At 60.3% G+C, this 22,021-nt stretch carries 18 protein-coding genes; 14 read left to right on the plus strand and 4 right to left on the minus strand.

What is annotated here, in order from left to right; translation table 11 throughout:
* Position 1 precedes the first annotated feature (1 nt).
* The 7 genes from nuoN to FB597_RS02770 all read left to right on the plus strand — a co-directional run bounded on the left by nuoN (position 2) and on the right by FB597_RS02770 (position 7,163).
* Positions 2 to 1,510: an NADH-quinone oxidoreductase subunit NuoN gene (gene nuoN / locus FB597_RS02740; RefSeq protein ID WP_141913293.1), complete on the plus strand. Its 1,509-nt coding sequence runs from the start codon at positions 2 to 4 to the stop codon at positions 1,508 to 1,510.
* Between the two features lie 12 nt (positions 1,511 to 1,522).
* Complete coding sequence (locus tag FB597_RS02745) at positions 1,523 to 1,837, plus strand: DUF2818 family protein (RefSeq protein WP_141913294.1); 315 nt, start codon at positions 1,523 to 1,525, stop codon at positions 1,835 to 1,837.
* A 142-nt stretch (positions 1,838 to 1,979) separates the two neighbouring features.
* Positions 1,980 to 2,558 carry an NUDIX domain-containing protein gene (locus tag FB597_RS02750; RefSeq protein ID WP_141913295.1) on the plus strand — a complete coding sequence of 193 codons (579 nt, stop codon included), beginning with the start codon at positions 1,980 to 1,982 and terminating at the stop codon, positions 2,556 to 2,558.
* A 329-nt stretch (positions 2,559 to 2,887) separates the two neighbouring features.
* On the plus strand, positions 2,888 to 3,955 hold the full coding sequence (locus FB597_RS02755; protein WP_141913296.1) for a hypothetical protein: 1,068 nt from the start codon (positions 2,888 to 2,890) through the stop codon (positions 3,953 to 3,955).
* 79 nt (positions 3,956 to 4,034) lie between these two features.
* The gene (locus tag FB597_RS02760) at positions 4,035 to 4,454 is read left to right on the plus strand and encodes a YjcQ family protein (protein WP_141913297.1); all 420 of its coding nucleotides are present in this window, start codon (positions 4,035 to 4,037) and stop codon (positions 4,452 to 4,454) included.
* Between the two features lie 319 nt (positions 4,455 to 4,773).
* Entirely contained in the window at positions 4,774 to 5,145 is a 372-nt protein-coding gene (locus FB597_RS02765) for a hypothetical protein (protein WP_141913298.1), read from the plus strand.
* Positions 5,146 to 5,357: 212 nt separating this feature from the next.
* Entirely contained in the window at positions 5,358 to 7,163 is a 1,806-nt protein-coding gene (locus FB597_RS02770) for a reverse transcriptase domain-containing protein (protein ID WP_144767924.1), read from the plus strand.
* Between the two features lie 49 nt (positions 7,164 to 7,212).
* On the opposite strand, the gene FB597_RS02775 is transcribed toward FB597_RS02770, so the two are convergent.
* Positions 7,213 to 8,889, minus strand: coding sequence for an electron transfer flavoprotein-ubiquinone oxidoreductase (locus FB597_RS02775; RefSeq protein WP_144767926.1), 1,677 nt, complete (start codon positions 8,887 to 8,889; stop codon positions 7,213 to 7,215).
* Positions 8,890 to 9,292: 403 nt separating this feature from the next.
* Between FB597_RS02775 and FB597_RS02780 the strand changes: the two genes are divergently transcribed.
* The 6 genes from FB597_RS02780 (at position 9,293) to FB597_RS02805 (ending at position 15,974) form a co-directional block, all read left to right on the plus strand.
* The gene (locus FB597_RS02780) at positions 9,293 to 9,736 is read left to right on the plus strand and encodes a thioesterase family protein (protein WP_141916113.1); all 444 of its coding nucleotides are present in this window, start codon (positions 9,293 to 9,295) and stop codon (positions 9,734 to 9,736) included.
* Between the two features lie 141 nt (positions 9,737 to 9,877).
* Positions 9,878 to 11,029, plus strand: coding sequence for an ABC transporter substrate-binding protein (locus FB597_RS02785; RefSeq protein ID WP_141916116.1), 1,152 nt, complete (start codon positions 9,878 to 9,880; stop codon positions 11,027 to 11,029).
* A 215-nt stretch (positions 11,030 to 11,244) separates the two neighbouring features.
* On the plus strand, positions 11,245 to 12,135 hold the full coding sequence (locus tag FB597_RS02790; RefSeq protein ID WP_141916118.1) for a branched-chain amino acid ABC transporter permease: 891 nt from the start codon (positions 11,245 to 11,247) through the stop codon (positions 12,133 to 12,135).
* A 4-nt stretch (positions 12,136 to 12,139) separates the two neighbouring features.
* The gene (locus tag FB597_RS02795; protein ID WP_141916121.1) at positions 12,140 to 14,116 is read left to right on the plus strand and encodes an ATP-binding cassette domain-containing protein; all 1,977 of its coding nucleotides are present in this window, start codon (positions 12,140 to 12,142) and stop codon (positions 14,114 to 14,116) included.
* Between the two features lie 2 nt (positions 14,117 to 14,118).
* Positions 14,119 to 14,847: an ABC transporter ATP-binding protein gene (locus FB597_RS02800; protein WP_144767928.1), complete on the plus strand. Its 729-nt coding sequence runs from the start codon at positions 14,119 to 14,121 to the stop codon at positions 14,845 to 14,847.
* Positions 14,848 to 15,116: 269 nt separating this feature from the next.
* Positions 15,117 to 15,974, plus strand: a complete 858-nt coding sequence (locus tag FB597_RS02805) for an alpha/beta fold hydrolase (RefSeq protein ID WP_144767930.1) — start codon at positions 15,117 to 15,119, stop codon at positions 15,972 to 15,974.
* A 60-nt stretch (positions 15,975 to 16,034) separates the two neighbouring features.
* On the opposite strand, the gene FB597_RS02810 is transcribed toward FB597_RS02805, so the two are convergent.
* The 3 genes from FB597_RS02810 to FB597_RS02820 all read right to left on the minus strand — a co-directional run bounded on the left by FB597_RS02810 (position 16,035) and on the right by FB597_RS02820 (position 20,312).
* Entirely contained in the window at positions 16,035 to 17,300 is a 1,266-nt protein-coding gene (locus FB597_RS02810) for an MFS transporter (protein ID WP_144767932.1), read from the minus strand.
* 399 nt (positions 17,301 to 17,699) lie between these two features.
* Positions 17,700 to 18,923 carry an ABC transporter substrate-binding protein gene (locus FB597_RS02815; protein ID WP_144767934.1) on the minus strand — a complete coding sequence of 408 codons (1,224 nt, stop codon included), beginning with the start codon at positions 18,921 to 18,923 and terminating at the stop codon, positions 17,700 to 17,702.
* Positions 18,924 to 19,019: 96 nt separating this feature from the next.
* Positions 19,020 to 20,312: a hydroxymethylglutaryl-CoA reductase, degradative gene (locus FB597_RS02820; RefSeq protein ID WP_144767936.1), complete on the minus strand. Its 1,293-nt coding sequence runs from the start codon at positions 20,310 to 20,312 to the stop codon at positions 19,020 to 19,022.
* Positions 20,313 to 20,489: 177 nt separating this feature from the next.
* On the opposite strand from FB597_RS02820, the gene FB597_RS02825 reads away from it, so the two are divergent.
* A complete protein-coding gene (locus tag FB597_RS02825; protein ID WP_144767938.1) occupies positions 20,490 to 21,932 on the plus strand; it encodes a PLP-dependent aminotransferase family protein in 1,443 nt (480 codons plus the stop codon).
* The last annotated feature ends 89 nt before the right edge of the window (positions 21,933 to 22,021 follow it).

Consider the following 22,021-nt stretch of genomic DNA (forward strand, 5'->3'; position numbering starts at 1 on the left):
AATGAACAACATTAATCTGATCCCTGTCTATCCGGAAATATTTCTGCTGATCGCCACTTCGGTGATCCTGCTGATCGATATGTTCCTGCCGGAAGCCAAGCGCATCATCACCTACCTGCTGTCGCTGGCGGCGCTGGTGGTTTGCGCGGTGCTGACCACCGGCGACCTCAACGGTGGCGCGACGGTCTACACCTTCAACAACATGTTCGTCTCCGACCCGCTGTCGAACCTGCTCAAGCTGTTTACCTACCTGGGCGTCGGCGTCACCCTGGTCTACTCGCGCCAATACAACAGCGTGCGCGGCATCACCGGCGGCCACCTGGGCGGCGAATACTACGCCCTGGCGCTGTTCGCCCTGCTGGGCCAGATGATCATGATTTCCGGCAACAGCTTCCTGTCGATCTACCTGGGCCTGGAACTGATGTCGCTGTCGCTGTATGCGCTGGTCGCCCTGCGTCGCGACAACGCCGCATCTACCGAAGCCGCCATGAAGTATTTCGTCCTGGGCGCGCTGGCGTCGGGCTTCCTGCTGTATGGCATGTCGATGCTGTACGGCGCCACCGGCGGTTCGCTGGAATTGAATGAAGTGTTCCGCGCCATCGTCTCGGGCACCGTCGACCGCACCGTGCTGGTGTTCGGCATCGTGTTCCTGGTGGCCGGCCTGGCCTTCAAGCTGGGCACCGTGCCATTCCACATGTGGGTGCCGGACGTCTATCAAGGTTCGCCGACCCCGGTCACGCTGCTGCTGGGCGCCGCGCCCAAGCTGGCCACGTTCGCGATCACGTTCCGCCTGCTGGTCGAAGGCATGCTGCCGCTGGCGGTGGACTGGCAACAGATGCTGATGGTCATGGCCGTGCTGTCGATCATCCTGGGCAACGTCACCGCGATCGCGCAAAGCAACATCAAGCGCATGCTGGCCTATTCGACCATCTCGCACATGGGCTTCATGCTGCTGGGCATGATGTCGGGCGTGGTGGACGGCAACCTGTTCTCGGCCGTCAACGCCTACAGCTCCTCGATGTTCTACGCGGTCACCTATGTGCTTACCACGCTGGGTACCTTCGGCGTCATCATCCTGCTCTCGCGCGCCGGCTTCGAAGCCGACACGATCGAAGACTTCAAGGGCCTGAACCAGCGCAGCCCGTGGTTCGCCGCAGTCATGATGATCCTGATGTTCTCGCTGGCGGGCATTCCGCCGCTGGTCGGCTTCTATGCCAAGCTGTCGGTGCTGCAGGCCGTGCTGGGCACCGGCCAGATCTGGCTGGCCGTGCTGGCCGTGCTGTTCTCGCTGGTCGGCGCGTTCTACTACATCCGCGTGGTCAAGGTCATGTACTTCGACGATCCGGTCGACAACGCCAAGATCGTCGCCACTCCCGACATGCGCCTGGTGCTGAGCCTCAACGGCATCGCCGCACTGGCCATCGGCCTGTGGCCGGGCCACTTGATGGATGCCTGCACCAATGCCATCGTCACCACGCTGGCGACCTTCCTCAGCAAGGTCGTCGCGTAAGGGGCGGGAGACGTGAACGTTTCCCTCTTCAGTTGGTTGGTGATCCTGTTGGCCGCTTTCGCGGCCAATTTGCCTTTCTTCAACCAGCAACTGTTCGCCCTGGTGCCGCTACGCAAGGACGACGGCTGGATCAAGCCGATCTGGGTGCGCCTGCTCGAACTGCTGGCGCTTTACTTTGCCGTGGGCATCGTCGCCCACTTCCTCGAAGCCGGCATCGGCAACGTCTTTTCCCAGGGCTGGGAATTTTATGCGGTCACCGGCTGTCTGTTCCTGGTGCTTGCCTATCCCGGCTACGTGCTGCGCTACCTGCGCAAGAAGCACGGCTGACTTCGAGCCCGGCTGACTCAGGCATGCGCGGCCATCCGTTGCGACGGGCCGCCGCGCTATCCCGCCACCCGGTTCTTCCGGCCGCCACGGGCCGGAGAGAGCCGCGCCGTTTTCCACTCACCTTCGATCTCGCGAGCCTACGATGGATGCACACCTGAGAGAAACGAAAAAAGACAGCCAACAGGTCTATGACGGCCACTTCCTGAAGGTGCAGTGCGATACGGTGACTTTGCCCGACGGCAAGGAAGCCGTGCGCGAATACATCAAGCACCCCGGCGCGGTGACCATCCTGCCGCTGTTCGACGACGGCACCGTGCTGATGGAAAAACAGTTCCGCTATCCGTTGAACCGCGTCTTCATCGAATTCCCGGCCGGGAAGATCGATCCGGGCGAGGATGAGCTGGCTTGCGCCAAGCGCGAATTGCTGGAAGAGACCGGCTATACCGCCACCGACTGGCAGCACATCTGCACCATCCACAATGCCATCGCCTATGCCGACGAGCGGCTCGAACTGTATGTCGCGCGCGGCTTGCAGGAAGGGGAGCGCAAGCTGGATGAGGGCGAGTTCCTCGATATCTACAAGGCGCCCTTGTCCGAGCTGCTGGAACAGGTGCGCAGCGGCCAGATTACCGACGTCAAAACCGTGATCGGCACCTTCTGGCTGGAAAAGATCGTCAACGGCCAATGGACGCCATCGGCGTCTTCGTCTCCTGCCGCGTGATGGAACGTTGAGACAGCCTCGTTCGTGAGCGCCAATGAAAAAGCCGCATCGGAGATGCGAATGCCGTTTCGTCAAGGATAATTCTGCAGCGCTCATCAGTGTAATGCTGAAACGCAATTCTCCTTTCTATCCGCCTGCCGGCCGTCGAATCTGGCAATTTGCGGTTGCAAACTCAACAAATCCGATGATAGGATTAGGCTCAAGGCGTCTGGGCCGGACCTGCTCCCGGGTTAAAGCAGACATGAAATGCAACACTACTTCCGCATTCCATTCATTGGGTCGGTACGTAATCGGGAGATGCTGACCAATTAAATGATTGGAGTGTCTCCATGGCCGCTACTTGCGCGCCCGCATTTTCTGCTGATGCCGCTCGTAAGCTGAAGCAATCCCTCAAAGACCGCCTCACCAAAGTTTCATCGTCGCACCTCAGCGAAGCAATTGCCTCGGCACTTGGCTTCCAGAGCAATATCGCGCTGAACAAGGCAATCACGGATGACGTGGCGCCATCGCTAGATTTGCTACAAGACCAGCCATTCTTCGCGCGGCTCGAGGCGTTGGGCTATCAGGATATTCCCCTTTTCCACCTTGTGGATATCATCGTCCGCGAAGACAACAAGGCGGAATTCCTCAATGTGCTTGAGCGAATTAGGGTGTTGGAGATTGACGATGTCAAAAACTACGACCAAATTAACCTACTGCGGCGCCGGGCTGTTGCCCTGTTCGCCAAAATGCACGGTTTAGGCTATCCAGGGTCTGCGTACACGACAGATTTACCCACCGAGATATCGATGCGATTCATGCATGGTATCGATCACGCAGCGGCAGCTGAAGGATGGGGTGACTTGGTCAACACCCGGCACCCGCAACTCGAATTTCCCAAGACTGACCATCGCTACCGTTTTTATCAACGACTGCCGCTCGCAAATGGTAAGTTCATCGAGTACAGCTTCGCGCTTGTCTCAATGCCTTACAGAGATTCTTTCCGTCATAACGAACCAGGGCCGAGCGGCCAGGAGTACGCGCGCGAAGTCGGCTGGAAGTATTCCGAGCACGACGAATCCGGTTGGTATGCGGTTGGGAAAACAAATTTGCAGCTATTCCAGCGCACAACGCCTCATCATGAAACGCTGCGGATGTGGAATACATCCTTTAAGAAATGGCTGCTCGATAACAAAACGCGACTCCTCAAGTCAGCTCGCGGCGACAAGAGGCTTGTCATCAAGGATGCGATAGATTGCCCCCACTTGCCGCTGCACGTTCAGACCTGGGAAGAGCTGCGTGAGTCCTACTTCAAAGAGTTCTCACCAAAACTATACTACCCATGGGATGACTCAATGGCAAAAGCCTTCCAGCGCTTGTTCCAGCAATGGCGGGATGAGCAAAGCACCGTGAGTTGATATTCCACGTACTATTCGAGAAATGCAAAGGAGCTGCCAGCCGGCAGCGCCTCCCCCAAAACGTGGCCAGGAGAAATTCATGAAGCGAGACTGGGATTTAATCCGCCAGCAACTGACGGATATTGAAGAAGACCGCGACGTCTTCGTCGATATTCCGAAATCTCCTCGATGGTTGGATGGAGAAACCGAGGCACAGTACCAGGAAAAGATTCGCGAATACTTTGCTACTTCGAATCGGATATGCGGGCATGTAGAACTCTTGGCGGAGGCCGGCTATATCGAAGGTATTAAGATAATTCGCGATTCGACTGGGGAATGCCACTGGGCGATTACCACGCCGAGGCTGACCATGACGGGCCACGACCTGCTCGACACCATGCGCTCCAACTCAGTGTGGACCGCGGTCAAAGACATCGCAAAAAAGAAAGGCATCGACCTCACGTTCGAGGTCATCAAGCAACTTACAGGCTTGGCGCTTAAGCAGGTGGTTGGCTCCTAGATTTAGGCCCGCTCGATTTTCTCAATCAGAGAAGCTGGTCGACCTATTTGCTGGAATAAGCGTCCTTCTTCGTTGAGATGCAGCCTTCGACGATAACCATCGTTTTCTCGGGAATTTGCAGAGGTCGTTTAGAGCGCTCACTCAATACACGCTGAGGCTGGTCAGCAAAGACTGGCGAATGGAGGAAATAGTAGCGATTGCCTTCTTTTTTCGTAGCGCGCAAGTCATTCAAAGTTGGAGAGGTCAAAATTCCAAACCGAATTTTAGTGATACCATTCCCATGGGGTAATAATTAATTAAAAATCGAAAGGGGAAGTTCGTGCAATTACGTCCGGTGCTTAGCAAGACATTCGGGGGGCTGAATAGTCGTTACTACTTCAGGCAATTTGTATTTGGCCTAATTTTCCCCGTAATGATGTACTTCGCGTCGACAAGCGGCAACCATGCATTCCAGTTGAAGCTCATTCCGCTATTCATTGTCTGCACATTGCTATATCCGTACGCGCGCTTCGTCTACGAAAGCATCGTGTCATTCATCATGGGGGACAATGTCTTCTACGTGAACGCAATTCTGATGTTGGTAGTGAAGCTATTCATGATGGGCCTATGCTGGTTCCTCTCTCCAGTCATCGCTCCAATCGGCCTGCTTTATTTGTACATCCATCACAGCCGCGCAGAGCGGACACAGTGAGACATTCGAGTTCACGCTGGTCACAAATATTATTGTCGACCGGCTGTGCCCTGATTTAGAATCGCAAAGCCGCTTCGGTTGGAGCTTAACCAGGCCCGCGTTAACGCAGGCTATTCGCATAGTATCCCCGTTGTCTTCTGGTTGCGAACAGTGTATGTGGTCGCAACTGATATAGGAGAAAGACAACCGGGGCGGCACCTACTGTTGGCAACATGCCCAATCCATTTCTTTTCCCAGCTCTAACGGATAGCTTGATACGAAATGATGTTGCGCAATTTTCGCGGCGCATTCTCGGTTTGCCCTATTCTCAGCTGCAAAAGCTGATTTATCCGCAGCCCAATTACCGAGTATTCACGCTTACAAAGCGCAATGGGAAACTCAGAAGCATTGCGGAGCCCTTCGCCAATATCAAAGCATTTCAGCTTCTGATACTAGAGTATTTAACGAAGAAAAGTAGCCCATTTAAGCCGTCCGTTCACGGCTTCGTTCCTCATAGAAGTATTTTGACTAATGCGAACGCGCACTGCTCTCCGCGGACGCAACATGTATTAAATATCGACCTGCAGGATTTCTTTCCGAGCATTTCGTTTTACCGAATTAGAGGGGTTCTGCAAAAGCGCCCCTTTAATTTCTCTCATGCAGTTGCATCAGTTGTCGCACATATTTGCACCTTTGACGGCTCACTTTCCCAAGGAGCCCCGACATCACCGTTCTTTTCAAATCTAGTTTGCCGGTCGATGGACCGCGACCTACAAGATTTGGCAAGACGACATAAGGCCGCGTACACCCGTTACGCAGATGACATTACATTTTCGTTCACTACTCGTAATTCCTTAAGTCTTCCTAAGAACATCTGCATGGAAGCGCCCGACGGTCGCGTAGTCATTGGCGCAGAATTAAACGACCTCATTACCGTTAAGCACAGCTTCGCGATTAACGCCGATAAAACTCGGCTATCCAATCGTGCTCGCCGAATGGAAGTGACAGGCTTGACCATTAATGAAAATCCAAACGTTCGACGCATATTCATTGACAGAATTCGCGGCGCATTGCGCGCGTGGGAGACGCATGGGTACAACGCCGCGCAGAGTGTATGGCAAGCCAAAGTTGCGAAATCCATACTCGCTCCTCATGAAAATAAAATCTGGAAGCGACAAACAAGAACAGGCAGCACGCCGCAACTTCGGAACTCCATTTGGGGGAAATTACTATATCTAAAGATGGTTCGCGGTGGGACTGACCCGTTATACAACCATCTGGCGGAGCGGTACAACGCAGTTGTAGAAATAGAGAAAAGCCTAGGCACATTCGTCGCCCCCAGGCTTCCAGTTGACCCCGTTGTTCGGGATGAGCGTGGTGCACGCAAAGCAGTATTTGTTGTGGAGTGGTTTGGCGATTTCGAGCTTAGCGCGACCGCTGCAGATGTAGTTTCAGGTCAGGGTACCGCATTCGCTTACCGCGAATCCAATCTTTTGATAACTTGCGATCATCTATTTGAAGCAACTGCCACTATCAAAGATAAATCCTACCCCGCAGACATTAATGCTCCGGAGATAAAGAATTTAGCGCTCTTCGCTATTCTTCCTGACATCCCCAAAAAAACGTGGCCTGTGAGGATTCTCTATCGGAATGCTTACGACGATATCGCCATACTGTGCTTCGAGGGTGAGCCACCTCCACACAAATACTTCAATCCAATGTCCGCTCCTATCACGCGGAATACAAATGGTATTTTGATGGGCTACCCAGCATATAAACAATGGAATCTTCCGGATTTCAATCGACAATCGGTTCTTAACCGATTCCTACCAGCGGCCGGTATGAGCAGCTTCACCATTACCGGTGCTGGCTCTATCAGACCAGGAAATAGTGGTGGCCCCTTTACGGACCTCGAATATCGAGTCGCTGGCATGGCACAACGTGGCTCGTATGAGGGCCGGGGGCATGACGCATGTTTATGCTTTGAAATCATCGATAAGCATCTACAGAAATGGAAGGCTTCCACCACGCTTAACTGAACGGCATTAACATCGGAGGTACGGTTTTTGTCCGTGTGGAAGCGACCGATTACATTCCCGAATAATTCGGCCCGCCGCCGCCCTCCGGCGTCACCCACACGATGTTCTGGGTCGGGTCCTTGATATCGCAGGTCTTGCAGTGCACGCAGTTCTGCGCATTGATCTGCAGGCGGTCGCTGTTGTCCTCATTCTTCACGAACTCGTACACCCCGGCCGGGCAATAGCGCGACTCGGGGCCGGCATACTGCGCCAGGTTGATCTGCACCGGCACGTTCTTGTCCTTCAAGGTCAAATGCGCCGGCTGGTCTTCGCCGTGGTTGGTGTTGGAAATGAACACCGACGACAGGCGGTCGAAGGTCAGCTTGCCGTCCGGTTTCGGATAGGCGATCGGGGCGTAGTTGGCGGCCGGTTTCAGGCATTCGTGGTCGGCATGCGCATGATGCATGGTCCATGGCGCCTTGCCGCCGAACAGCACCTGGTCGATGCCCACCAGCAGCGTTCCGGTCACCAATCCCTTGCTCATTGACGGCTTGAAGTTGCGCGCTTTGTGCAATTCCTCCTTCAGCCACGATTGCTCGAAGGCGGCCGGATAGGCGGCCAGCTCGTCGCCCTGGCGATTTTCGTTGAGGGCATTGAACGCGGCCTCGGCCGCCAGCATGCCGCTCTTGATCGCGGCATGGCTGCCCTTGATGCGCGAGGCGTTGAGGAAACCGGCCTCGCAGCCGATCAGGGCGCCGCCCGGGAACACCAGCTTGGGCAGCGACTGGAGGCCGCCGGCCGTGATGGCGCGCGCGCCATACGAGATGCGCTTGCCGCCTTCGAAGAACTTGCGGATTTCCGGATGGGTTTTATAGCGCTGGAATTCCTCGAACGGCGACAGGTACGGGTTCTGGTACGCCAGGCCCACCACATAGCCCACCGCCACCTGGTTGTTTTCCAGGTGGTACAGGAAGGAGCCGCCATAGGTATCGTTGGCCAGCGGCCAGCCGGCGGTGTGCACCACCAAGCCCGGCTGGTGCAGCTCGGGCTTGATCTCCCACAGTTCCTTGATGCCGATGGCATAGGTTTGCGGATCGCGGCCGGCATCGAGCCGGTACTTGGCAATCAGCTGCTTGCCCAGGTGGCCGCGCGCGCCTTCGGCGAAGAAGGTGTACTTCGCATGCAGTTCCATGCCCAGCTGGAATTCGGCGGTCGGTTCGCCTTCCTTGTTGATGCCCAGGTTGCCGGTGGCCACGCCCTTGACCGAGCCGTCCTCGTGGTAGAGCACTTCGGCTGCCGGGAAGCCGGCGAACACTTCCACCCCCAGGGCTTCGGCCTGCTGGCCCAGCCAGCGGGTGACGTTGGACAGCGAGACGACGTAGTTGCCGTGGTTCTGGAAACAGGCTGGCAGCAGCCAGGACGGTGTCTTGTAGGCTTTGCTGGCGGAGAGGAAAAGGAAACGGTCTTCGGTGACCGGGGTATTGAGCGGCGCGCCTTGCTCTTTCCAGTCGGGGATCAGCTCGGTCAATGCGCGCGGATCCATCACCGCGCCGGACAGGATATGGGCGCCGACCTCGCTGCCTTTTTCCAGCACGCACACCGACACCTCGCGGCCCTGTTGCGTGGCCAGCTGTTTCAGGCGGATCGCCGCCGACAGCCCGGCCGGACCGCCGCCGACGATCACCACGTCGTATTCCATCGCTTCGCGTGGGCCGTATTGTTCAAGCAAGTCTTGAGATGAAGTCATGAGTGTCCCGTAGTTTTATGAACCGCTTATTTTCGAACGATCGTGCTATTGTTAAGTATTTTTCGCCGGAACGCTAGTGGTAACTGGGGTTTTATGCGTTCCGCGAATGAAATTCCTGGCGTCGGCAGCGGCTTCGGAAGCTGCGCCGGATGTGTTTTTCGGCAATGCCGCGTATTTTATTGGATTTTGTATCCGTCACTCATACAGATATGGCGTGAGTTGATAACAGAATGTTATGCAATGCCGTCCGTGCGCGAAACAGCGGCGGCATGAGTGATCCGCAAGATGGTTCGCAATGATGCCGCAATGCAATGTCGCGCCCTGTCCGGCATGCGCAGGATGGCATGCGCAGGATGAAAAGAATTTCACTGATCGATGAATCGAATAACAGAAAGGACCATGCATGAGCAGTCACGCCACCCCCGCTTCGGCCGGACAGGAATCCGGAAAGCTGTTGTATACCTCGAAACAGGACATCCGCTGGGGCGACATGGATGCCCTTGGCCACGTCAACAACACCGTCTATTTCCGCTTCATGGAGCAGTGCCGCATCGAGTGGCTGGATGCGGTCTGCGGCGCCATGACGGTCGCCGGCCAGGGGCCGGTGATCGTCAATGCGCACTGCAACTTCCGGCGCCAGATGAAATACCCGGCCAGCATCGCGGTGGAGATGCATGCAGGGCAGATGGGGCGCACGAGTGTGGAAACTACGTATGTCATCCGCGACGCCGGCAAGCCCGAGATCATTTATGCTGATGGCGCTGCAAAAATAGTTTGGGTCGATTTCGGAAAAGAAAAATCAACTGCGCTTCCCGACGCGCTGCGACAGCTCCTGACAGGGTTGTAAGCTTCGAGAAAGGAAACTGCGACAGAATCGGCCCGGACACTCCCGAGCGAGCCGCCAGAAGAGCGGGGGAGTGGTGAGGTTCCAAAGCGCTTAGCCCGCCAAAAGATGTGCTAGCCGACAATTAAATACCTGGAGGAAGACATGACATACAAGACTCAAGCCTTGGTAGCTGCCGCATTGATGACATTGGCAATGTCGTCGCAGGCCGCCGATCCCATCAAGATCGGCGTATCCGGTCCGTACACCGGCGGTTCCGCCCCCATGGGCGCTTCCATGCGCGACGGCGTCAAGCTGGCCGTGGCCGAAATCAACGCTCAGGGCGGCCTGTTGGGACGCCAGGTGCAACTGGTCGAGCGCGACGATGAAGCCAAGAACGAACGCGGCGTGCAGATCGCGCAGGAACTGATCAACAAGGAAAAGGTGGTCGCCACCGTCGGCTTCATCAACACCGGCGTGGCGCTGGCGTCGCAGCGCTTCTACCAGGAAGCCAAGATCCCCGTCATCAACAACGTCGCCACCGGCAGCGTGATCACCAAGCAGTTCGAGAAGGACAAGGACAACTACGTCTTCCGCACCTCGGCCTCCGACCAGATCCAGGCCAAGATGATCGCCGATGAAGCGGTCGACAAGCAGAAGTACACCAAGGTCGCGATCCTGGCCGACTCCACCAACTACGGCCAGCTCGGCCGCGAAGACCTGGAAAAGGTGCTGGCTGCCAAGAAGATCACCCCGGTGGCCGTCGAGAAGTACAACATCAAGGACGTCGACATGACCGCCCAGCTGCTGAAGTCGAAGCAGGGCGGCGCGCAAGTCGTGCTGACCTACGGCATCGGTCCGGAACTGGCGCAGATCGCCAACGGCATGGAAAAGCTGAACTGGCACGTGCCTATCATCGGCAGCTGGCCGCTGTCGATGGGCAACTTCATCGACAACTCCGGCAAGAACGGCAACGGCGCGCGCATGCCGCAGACCTTCATCCAGGACGGCAACACGCCCAAGCGCAAGGCGTTCATCGAGGCTTACCAAAAGGCCTACAAGGTTGACCGCATGCCTTCGGCCGTGTCGGCTGCCCAGGGTTACGACTCCATCCTGCTGCTGGCCGCCGCCATCAAGCAAGCCAACAGCACCGACGGCGAGAAGGTTCGCGCCGCGCTGGAAAACCTCAACACCAAGGTTGAAGGCGTGGTCACCACCTATGACAAGCCGTTCACCCATGACGACCACGAAGCCATCAAGCCGGCTACCGTCGTGATGGGCGAGGTCAAGAACGGCCGCGTCGTCCTCGGCAAATAAGACGCGACTGACGTTTTGCCTGCAGCGTTTTAAGTTTGAGGGCCAGTCCTTGCGATCCGGGGACTGGCCTTTTTCACACGATCTGCCAGTGGATTGGCAATAGTGCGGCGGCGCACGCGCCATTCCAGCCGTGCCGGCCGCACCGTCAGCGCTACCCGCACGATCCACGCAGTTCAACGCCGCCATCCGGCGGCAGCCGCTTCTTGGGAAACACAATGGATATCCTGCTACAGCTGGTTTTTTCCGGCATCGCATTAGGCATGATCTACGCGGTGATCGCATTCGGTTACCAACTGACCTTCGCCACCTCCGGCACGCTTAACTTCGGCCAGGGCGAAGCCCTGATGCTGGGCGCGCTGGTCGGCCTCTCCGTGGTCGGCAACATCCACGGCGGGCCTTACCTCAACTACTGGATGATGATCCCCATCGTCCTCATCTTCGGCGCCCTGCAAGGCATGTTCGTCGAATGGATAGGGGTGCGCCCGGCCATCAAGATCAAGTCCGAATTCGGCTGGATCATGTCCACCATCGCGCTGGCCATCATCTTCAAGAACGTTGCCGAAAACATCTGGGGCAAGGACGACCTGCCGTTCCCGTCGCCGATTTCCGGCACGCCGTTCCAGGTGTTCGGCGCCAATGTGCAGCCGATGCAAGTGCTGGTGGTGATCGGCGCGCTGCTGATCATGGCCGCGGTCGAACTGTTCAACCGCAAGTCCATCTACGGCAAGGCCGTGGTCGCCACCTCCAACGACCGCGACGCCGCCGGCCTCATGGGCATCAACACCCGCATGGTGATCACCTTCTCGTACGCGCTGTCGTCGGCCACGGCGGCATTTGCCGGCGTGCTGGTGGCGCCGCTCACGCTCACCGGCGCCACCATGGGCGCGGCGCTGGGGCTGAAGGCCTTTGCGGTGGCCATCATCGGCGGCCTGACCTCAGGCATGGGCGCCATCGTCGGCGGCCTGATCCTGGGCATCGCCGAGACCGTCACCGGTTTCTACATCTCCACCGGCTACAAGGAAGTGCCGGGGCTGCTGCTGCTGCTCCTGGTGCTGGCCGTCAAACCTGCAGGCCTGTTCGGCAAAACTGCGATCAAGAAGGTCTGAAGCGATGAACAAGAAAATCCTGCTGCTCTCGATACTCGGTATCGTCGCCCTCGCCGGCATTCCCCTGGTGGTGCACAACCCGTATTACCTGCACCTGATCGAAACCATCCTTATCTACGCCATCCTGCTGTTCGGGCTGGACATCGTGGTCGGCTACACCGGCCAGGTCTCGCTGGGCCACGCCGGCCTGTTCGGCATCGGCTCGTACACCGCCGGCGTGCTGTTCTTCAAGCTCGGCCTGCCGATCGTGCTGACGGTTCCGGCCGCCATCGCGGTCACCGCCGTGTTCGGCGCCATCCTCGCGCTGCCCGCGCTGCGCGTGACGGGGCCGTACCTGGCGATGGTCACGCTGGCGTTCGGCACCATCATCCAGATCCTGATCAATGAGATGACCTTCCTCACCGAAGGCCCGCTCGGTATCAAGGTCGCCAAGCCCTTCATCGGCGGCGAGAAGATGAGCGAAGTGCAATTCTTCTACCTGGTCGCCATCCTCACCGTCATCGCCATGGGCGTGGTGCACCGCATCCTCAAGTCCAACCTCGGGCGCGCCTTCCAGGCGCTGCGCGACAGTCCCATCGCATCGGACTGCATGGGCGTGTCGGTGTACCGCTACAAGGTCTATGCCTTCATCATCAGCGCCGCGCTGGCCGGCCTGTCGGGGGCGCTGTACGCGTATTCGGAAGAGTACATCTCGCCCAATACCTACAACTTCGAGCTGACCATCCTGTTCCTGCTGGCGGTCATCATGGGCGGGCGCAAGTCGCGCATCGGTTCGCTCATCGGCGCGCTGATCGTGGTCATGCTGCCCAGCCTGCTGTCGGACATCGAGCTGTTCCGCAAGATCGCCACGGTACTGGCCGTGGTGGTGGCGGTCGGCTCGGCCGCGTCGGTCGCGAAGAAGGTCAAGTCGCTGCGCGCGGTGTCCGTGCCGGTCATCGCCACGGTGATCATGGCCGCCTTTTCCTACAAGCTGGAGAACATCACCGACTGGCGCCTGACCATCTTCGGCCTGATGACGCTGTTCGTCGTCTACTACCTGCAAGACGGCATCGTCGGCTTCTGCCGCAGCCTGTTCGGCCGCATGCTGACCAAGAGCGTGCCGCTGGCGCAGCAGATCAGCGGCGACAAGGAACATGCCGTCATCACCACCGACTCGGTCAAGGACGACGGCGCCACGCTGTTGAAGGTCAACCAGATCCTGATGCAGTTCGGCGGCCTGAAGGCTCTCAACCGGGTCGACCTGGATGTGAAGAAGGGCACCGTGCACGGCCTGATCGGCCCCAACGGTTCCGGCAAGAGCACCATGATGAACGTGCTCACCGGCATCTATCGCCCCACCGATGGCGGCGTCGAATACGACGGCCGCCAGATCTCCGGCAACACGCCCTCGACCATCGCCCTGGGCGGCGTGGCGCGCACCTTCCAGAACGTGCAGCTGTTCGGTGAAATGACCGCCACCGAAAACGTGCTGGTGGGCCTGCACCACACCTTCAACAGCAACGTGGTCGACGTCATGGTCAACACCCCGCGCTATGCGCGCGAGGAACGCCAGGCGCGCGAACGCGCCGCCGCCATCCTGGAGTTCGTCGGCCTGGCCGACCTCGCCAACGAGGAAGCGCGCAACCTGCCTTACGGCAAGCAGCGCCTGCTGGAAATCGGTCGCGCGCTGGGGCTCAACCCCAGTCTCTTGCTGCTGGACGAACCGGCCGCCGGCCTGACCGCGCCCGACATCAAGGACCTGATCGCCATCATCCGCAAGATCCGCGAAGCCGGCATCACCATCATCCTGATCGAACACCATATGGATGTGGTCATGTCGATTTGCGACATCGTCACCGTGCTCGACTTCGGCCAGAAGATCGCCGAAGGCAAGCCGGCGCAAGTGCAGGCCGACCCGAAGGTGATCGAAGCCTATCTCGGCGGCGGCGCGGGCGATGCGTCCGACGGTCCCGACCACAAACCGACACCCGCAGGAGCCTGAACATGCTGACCATTTCCAACCTGCACGCCGCCTACGGCAAGGTCGAAGTGCTGCACGGCATTTCGCTCGACGTTCCCAAGGGCAAGGTGGTGACCCTGATCGGTTCCAACGGCGCCGGCAAGACCACCACCATGCGCGCCATTTCCGGCATGATCAAACCGAAGGACGGCGAAGTCACGCTCGGCGGCAAGAACATCACCGGCCTGGACTCGCACAAGATCGCCCGCTTCGGCCTGGCGCACTCGCCCGAAGGCCGGCGCGTGTTCGCCACCATGAGCGTGACCGACAACCTGCTGTTGGGCGCCTTCCCGCGCTTCACCCGCGCGCGTCCCAAGGGCGACATCGCCCGCGACCTGGAGCGCGCGCTGGAACTGTTCCCGCGTCTCAAGGAACGCCAGACGCAACTGGCCGGCACGCTCTCCGGCGGCGAGCAGCAGATGCTGGCCATGGCGCGCGCGGTGATGCTCAACCCCGAAGTGATTTTGCTCGATGAACCGTCGATGGGCCTGGCGCCGATCCTGGTGGAAGAAGTCTTCCGCATCATCTCGCGCCTGAAGGAAGAGGGCGTGACCATGTTGCTGGTCGAGCAATTCGCCGCTGCGGCGCTCAATGTTGCGGATTACGGCTATGTATTGGAGAATGGCAAGATCTCCGTACACGGGCCCGCCGACAAGCTGCAGAACGACCCGGCGGTGCAAGCCGCCTACCTGGGCGGCGGCGCGCATCACTGACGGCTCAATGCCATTGAGCATCGGCCGATGCGCTTTTCAGGATACGCCGGCTCGCACGTCGCTTAAGCGGATAGCGTGTCGGGTATATTAAGGGGGAGACATACCTCTTGAATGCTGATTAAGGCGCACCTTCGGGTGCGCCTTTTCTTTGCGCGCCCGCCTCGATTCGACTCCCGGCCCGATGACCGGATGGCGTTGTCGTTGCAATGACAGCGACGAAGCGCGTTCAAGGGCACAATCCGGATTCACATCATGCGCAGGAGCCGCAAATGGCAATTCAAGGCAGGGCGGAGGCAAACCGGTCGGGCGCAACCATCCCGTCGAGGCACGATCGGCATGTCGTTATCGGCGGTCATCGGATCGCAGTCTCGACCTGGGGCGACGCGGCCGGCAAGGGCGGCATCCCCATCGTCTTTTTCCACGACTCTCTTGGCGCAATCGATCTGTGGCGCGATTTCCCGGCACAGCTGGCCGCGCATGCGGGGCATTCCGCCATGGCTTACGACCGGCTTGGATTCGGCCGCTCCGCTCCGAACCCGGGCACGCTCGGCCACGGCTTCATTCGCGATGAAGCCGGTGCGGCGCTGCTGCCGTTGATGGCGCATCTGGGCGCAGAGAAAGCCATCCTCTTCGGCCACAGTGTCGGTGGCGGGATGGCCATCGCCGCCGCCGCGCAATTCCCCGAGTGCATCGCCGCGGTGATCACCGAATCGGCCCAGGCCTTCGTCGAAGAGCGCACGCTGGATGGCATCCGCGCCGCCAAGAAGAGCTTTGCCGATCCGGCGCAACTGGCGCGGCTGGCAAAGTACCACGGCAACGATTTGAAGAAAGCCCAGTGGGTGCTCGATGCCTGGATCGAAACCTGGCTGGCGCCGGCGTTCGCCGGCTGGTCATTGGAAGAGGATTTGCGCCAGCTGCAGTGCCCGGTGCTGGCCATGCACGGCGACCTGGACGAGTTCGGTTCCGAGCGGCACCCGAAGATGATCGCAGGCCTGCCGTCGGCGTTCGCGGGGCAGGGCGAATACGTGATGTTCGAAGGCTGCGGACATGTGCCGCATCGGGAGAAGCCGGAACTGGTGCTTCAAACCGTCATGGATTTCCTGAGTCGGCATTTTCCAGAAAAATGAAACAGGCGCAACGAAAAAGGCGGGCATCATGCCCGCCTTTTTCGTTGGCGATGGAGAGGCTCAGGCCTTGCTCGCAGCAGCAGCGCGCGCCTGCACCTCCCGGTTCAGCCGCCACACCAGCGCCGACGCCGCCAGCGTGGTGCCGACGATCACATAACCCACCACATCGAAGTTGGCCAGGCGGCCGTCGGGGCCGAGCGTGACGATGTGGCCGGCCACGATCGAGGCGATGCCGCCCGACAGTTGCTGGATCGACGCGCTGATGGCGTTGAACGAGCCGCGCTGGTTGGGCGTGGGTACCGTCGACACCAGCGCCTGGAAGGGGATCATGCGCGAGAAGATCCCCAGGAACAGCACCGCGTTGACCACGATGATCACCGGCACTGTGACCGGGCCGAGGTGGGTATAGACCAGCACCATGACGATCGACAGGCTGGAGCCGAACAGGAACACGCGGAACTTGCCGACGCGGTCGGCGGCGCGGCCGATCAGCGGGCCGAAGCCGATGGTGCAGATGCCAGTGACCATGTACACCGTCGGCAGGTGGTGCAGGTCGATGCCAAGGTTGCCGACCAGGTAGGCGCTGGAGAATGGCATCAGCATGAAGCCGCCGGTCATCAGCAGCGCAGTGGTGGCGAAGGCGACCAGGTAGCGCGGTTCTGTCACGGTGTGGAACAGGTGCATCGAGGCGCTGTGTTCCTGCTTGAGCTTCAGGTGCTCGGCCACCGGCTGCATCTTCCACATCACGGCGATGCCGCCGAGCAGGCCCAGCGCCGCCATGGCGATGAAGGGCACATGCCAGTTCCAGCTGTTGGACAGATACAGGCCGATCGGGATGCCCAGCACCTGGCTGGCGGCGAAGGCGGTCTGGATCAGGCCCATCACGCGGCCGCGCAGCTGTAGCGGGAACAGGTCGGTGGCGATGGCCAGCACGATGGAGCCGATCACGCCGCCGAACAGGCCGGTGACGATGCGCGCGGCCAACAGGCTTTCGAAGCTTTGCGCCAGCCCGCACCACAGCGTGCCGAGCACGAAGCCGGCGTAGAAGAACAGCAGCAGGCGCTTGCGGTCGAAGCGGTCGGCGAAACCGGCCGTCAGCAAGCCGGAGATGCCGGCCGAAAAGGCATAGGCCGATACCACCAGGCCGAACTGCTGGGCGCTGATCTTCATGTCGGGCATGATCATCGCGCCCAGCGGCGACATCAGCATGAAGTCGAGGATCACGGCGAACTGCAGGAAGGCCAGCAGGCCGACTACGATTTTCTGGTAAGGCGTGAATTTGCCGGGCGTGGATGCGACGGCGCTGGGGTTGTCTTTGTTATGCAAATCAGTTCCTTGGCTTTTTATTGGCTATTGGCTATTGGCGATGGCCGCGCGTGCGCGCCCATGCGGATGGCGTGGGCGGCAAGGATATTGCGTGCGCGTTTGCATGCCGGAGGCGGCAGCAATGAAGACGAAGCAGGGCCGGGAATATTGTGCCGGGGTCGTTGGAGGGACGGCGGACGAGCGGCAGCGGTGCGGCGGACAGCAAGATTATGCCTAAGTGGCGCGTTGCGCAAGCTCCAGATGCTGAAGAGAAGATGAAGCGAAGCTGACGACAGGCTGACGTGTGGAGACCTGTGTACGCGCCGGGGGAGGGGGCGTTCGCAAGATGCGGCCGTCCCGGCGCAGGCCGGGACGCGGAGGCGTTCCTCGTGCGCCGAAGAACGCCGGTTCAGGTTCGGCTTACTGCTTGAGCAAACTGCACTTCGACTCCGCCGCGCTGGTGAATGCCTGTTCGCCGGGGATGGTTTCCAGCAGCTTCAGGTAATCCCACGGCTTTTTCGATTCGGACGGCGACTTCACCTGGTACAGGTACATATCGTGGATGTTGCGGCCGTCGGCGCGGATGTAGCCCTTGTTGTAGAAATCGTCGATCTTCATTTTCTTGAGCTCGGCCATGACCTTGGTCGAGTCGTCGGTGCCGGTGGCGGCCACGGCCTTCAGGTAGGTGGTGGTCGCAGAATAGGCCGCGGCCTGGTGCGTGCTCGGCATCTTCTTCATCTTCTGGTAGAAGCGCTCGGCGAACTTGCGCGAGGGCTCGTCCTTGTCCCAGTACCAGCTGTCGGTCATCATCAGGCCTTCGGCATTGGCCAGGCCCAGCGCGTGGATGTCGTTGATCACCATCAGCAGGCCGACCAGTTTCATGTTCTTGGTGACGCCGAATTCCTTGGCGGCCTTGATCGAGTTGACGGTGTCTTCGCCGGCGTTGGCCAGTCCCAGGATCTGCGCCTTGGAAGCCTGGGCCTGCAACATGAAGGACGACAGGTCGGAGGAGAACGGCGGATGCTTGACCGAACCCACCACCGTGCCGCCGTTGGCCTTGACCACGGCGCTGGTGTCGTTGGCCAGCGAGTGGCCGAAGGCGTAGTCGGCCACCAGGAAGAACCAGCTCTTGCCGCCTTGCTTGATCACGGCCTGGCCGGTGCCCTTGGCCAGCGCCACGGTGTCGTATTCGTAGTGCACGGTGTAGGGCGTGCATTCTTCGTTGGTCAGGCGCGCGGTGCCGGCGCCGATGTTGATGTAGACGCGCTTTTTCTCCGCCATCACCTTGTTCATCGACAGCGCGGTGGCCGAGTTGACGCCGCCGACCAGCATGTCCAGGCCGCGCTCGTCGGCCCATTCGCGCGCGCGGGTGGCGGCGATATCGGCCTTGTTCTGGTGGTCGGCCGACATGATTTCGATCGGCTTGCCCAGCACCTTGCCGCCGTAGTCGGCGACCGCCATGCGGATCGCTTCCAGGCCGCCGGCGCCGTCGGTGTCGGCATAGGGGCCGGACATGTCTGTGATGAAGCCGATGCGCACCGCATCGTTGGATACCTGCGCCTGAGCGGCGCTACAGGCCGCGGCCACGGCGAGCGTGCAAGCCAGCAGGCGCAGCGATTTGGCGCGTGGGATGGACTGGTTCATGGTGCTGTCTCCTTGGGTTTTTATCGGCCGCCTTGGGGCGGCTCGTGGGTGATGCCTCGTGTTGGCTTGCCTGGTTGGCTGGCTTCATTGGCAGGCTTATTGCCCGCGCTTTTGCGCCAGCAGTTGCGCCGCATAGTCGACGCGCACATCGTGCCTGGCCACCATCTGCTGTGCCAGCCAATCCATCTCTTCCGGCCTGGCGCCGGCCGCCAGCGCGATATTGCGCGCATGCAGCGCCATGTGGCCGCGCTGGATGCCTTCGGTGGCCAGCGCGCGCAGCGCCGCCATGTTCTGCGCCAGGCCCACGGCCACGGCCACCTCGGCCAGCTCTTGCGCGCTTTGCACCTTGAGGATCTTCAGCGCCGCGCGCGCGGCCGGATGGGTCTTGGTGGCGCCGCCCACCAGGCCCACCGGCATCGGGATTTCCAGCGTGCCGACCAGGTCGCCGTCGGCGGCGATTTCCCAGTGCGTCAGCGACGTGTAGTGGCCGTTGCGGCTGGCGTAGGCATGGGCGCCGGCTTCCACCGCGCGCCAGTCGTTGCCGGTGGCGACGATCACCGGATCGATGCCGTTCATGATGCCCTTGTTGTGCGTGGCCGCGCGGTAGGGATCGACGGCGGCGAACTCATAGGCGTCGACGATGCCGTTGATCACTTCCTCGCCGCTGTACCGTTCCGTGCCCAGCACCTTGGCCGAGACTTTCACGCGCGCCCGCGCCAGGCGCAGGTCGGCCAGGTTGGAGAGGATGCGCAGGCGCACCTTGCCGCCGGTGACCTTCTCGATATGCGGGGCCACCGCCTCGGCCATGGTGTTGACGGTATTGGCGCCCATCGCGTCGCGCACGTCGACGATCAGGTGGGTGACCACCATGGCGCCGCGCCGGGTGTTCGGGAAGACATGCACCTCGATGTCGCGGCAGCCGCCGCCGAGCTTGTTCAGCAACTGGTCGCGGCTGTTGGCGATGTCGATGATGGCCTGGCGTTCCTTGAGGATGGCCAGGCGCGCGCCGTGCGGATCGCTGATGCCGATCAGCTGGATCTGGGCGCGCATCAGCGGCGCGCTGCTGGAGGTCTGGAAGCCGCCGCATTCGCGGATCAGCTTGGCCATGAAGGAGGCGGCAGCCACCACCGAAGGCTCTTCCACCGCCATCGGCACCAGCACGTCGCGCCCGTTCAACTGGAAATAACCGGCCACGCCCAGCGGCAGCTGGAAGGTGCCGACCACGTTCTCGATCATGCCGTCGGCGGTGGCCAGCGGCAGCGCGCCGGCGTCGGACAGCAGCGCCTGGTCGGCGGCGTCGAGGCCGGCCAGGCGGGCTACTTCGGCCAGCCGCTGTTCAGGCGCAAGGGAACGGAAGCCGGGCAGGCGGGAATCGGTGGCGGTACTCATGGATGTGCGTCTCTCTTGATGTTTTTCGGTGGAGCGGGAAGGTCGCGGGGCGGCCGGATTTGGAGCAGAATACCAGTGTGTACCAATTTTTATGGGTACAGTCAGGGCCAACAGTGTTGCAACTGTACCCAGGACAATCGCTTTGCGACGCAACAAGAAAAACCACCGGAACAGACCATGGTCACAGAAAACCGCAGCGCCCGCACCTTGACCGGCAAGCTGGTGCACCTGATCCGCCAGCAGATCGTGGAGGGCATCTATCCGCCCGGCAGCCGCCTGCCGTCGATCCGCGAGATGGCGGCACGGCACGACTGCGCCAAGAACACCATCGTCAATGTCTTCGACGAACTTACCGCGCTGGGCGTGGCCGAACCGCGCCGCGGTTCCGGCTTCTTTGTTTGCGCGGCGCCGCCGCCGGTCAAGGAGGATGACGAGGGTTCGCTGAGCCGGGCGATGGATGTGGTGTGGCTCATGCGCGAGCAGCTGAAGAGCGATCCAGGCCACCTGCGCCTGGGCGACGGGTTCCCGCCGGTGGATTGGCTGAACGATGTGCGCCTGGACAAGTTCCACCAGAAAGTGGTGCGCACCGGCATCGGCGCGCTGTTCGGCTACGGCAGCCGCTTCGGCTACCTGCCGCTGCGCCAGCACCTGTCGCACAAGCTGGCGCAGCATGGCATCGAGGCTGCCGCCGGGCAGATCGTGCTGACCCACGGCGCCAACCAGGCGCTGGATATCGTGATCCGAAATTTCATCCGTCCCGGCGACCGCGTGCTGGTCGATGAGCCGGGTTACTACATGTTGTACGGCAAACTGAAATTGTCCGGCGCGCGTATCGTCGGCATTCCGCGCCTGGCCGATGGGCCGGATGTGGAGGCGCTGGCGCGCGAACTGAAGCAGCCGGGCAAGCCGCCGCTGTTCTTCACGCAATCGCTGGCGCACAATCCGACCGCCTCCGACACCTCGCCGCACAAGGCGCACACGATCCTGCAACTGGCCGACCGCTACAACGCCATCATCGTCGAAAACGATGCCTTCGCCGACTTCAAGCCGGCCACTGCCGCACGCATCTCGACGCTGGACCAGTTGCGCCGCACGATCTATATCGGCAGCTTCTCCAAATCGGTATCGGCGGCGTTGCGGGTGGGCTTCATCGCCTGCCACCGCGATCTCGCCAGCGACCTGGCCGACATCAAGATGCTGGTGCATGTTTCCAGTTCCGAATACTGCGAGCGCACGCTGGATGTGATCCTCTCCGACGGCCACTTCAGCCGCCACACCGCGCGCCTGCGCGACCGTCTCACGCAGGCCACCGAGCATGCCATCCATCTGCTGCAACAGTTCGGCGCGGAACTGTTCTGCACGCCGCAGCAATCGATGTACCTGTGGGCGCGCTTTGCGCAGTTCGACGATGCCAAGCAGTTGGCGCAAGGACTCATGGCGCGCAATATCGTGCTGGCGCCGGGCAGTATCTTCCGTCTCGATACCGAGGAAACGGTGGCCTGGTCGCGCTTTAATGTGGGCTTGCTCGGGGATGAGCGCTTCCTGCGCGCGATGCCTGAATTGCTGGGCCAATACGAAGGCCGGGAACTTGGCAAAATTTCAATCAATCCCGCCGCATGAACATATTGTTGCCGCCGGGGCGACCTGTTTGCGAAGTGGCGGTGCAATCCGCGCTTGTTCTTCGCTTAGCCTTCTTGTTCCTGCGCAGG

Source organism: Herbaspirillum sp. SJZ099 (genome assembly GCF_007828355.1).
Taxonomy (GTDB): Bacteria; Pseudomonadota; Gammaproteobacteria; order Burkholderiales; family Burkholderiaceae_D; genus Herbaspirillum.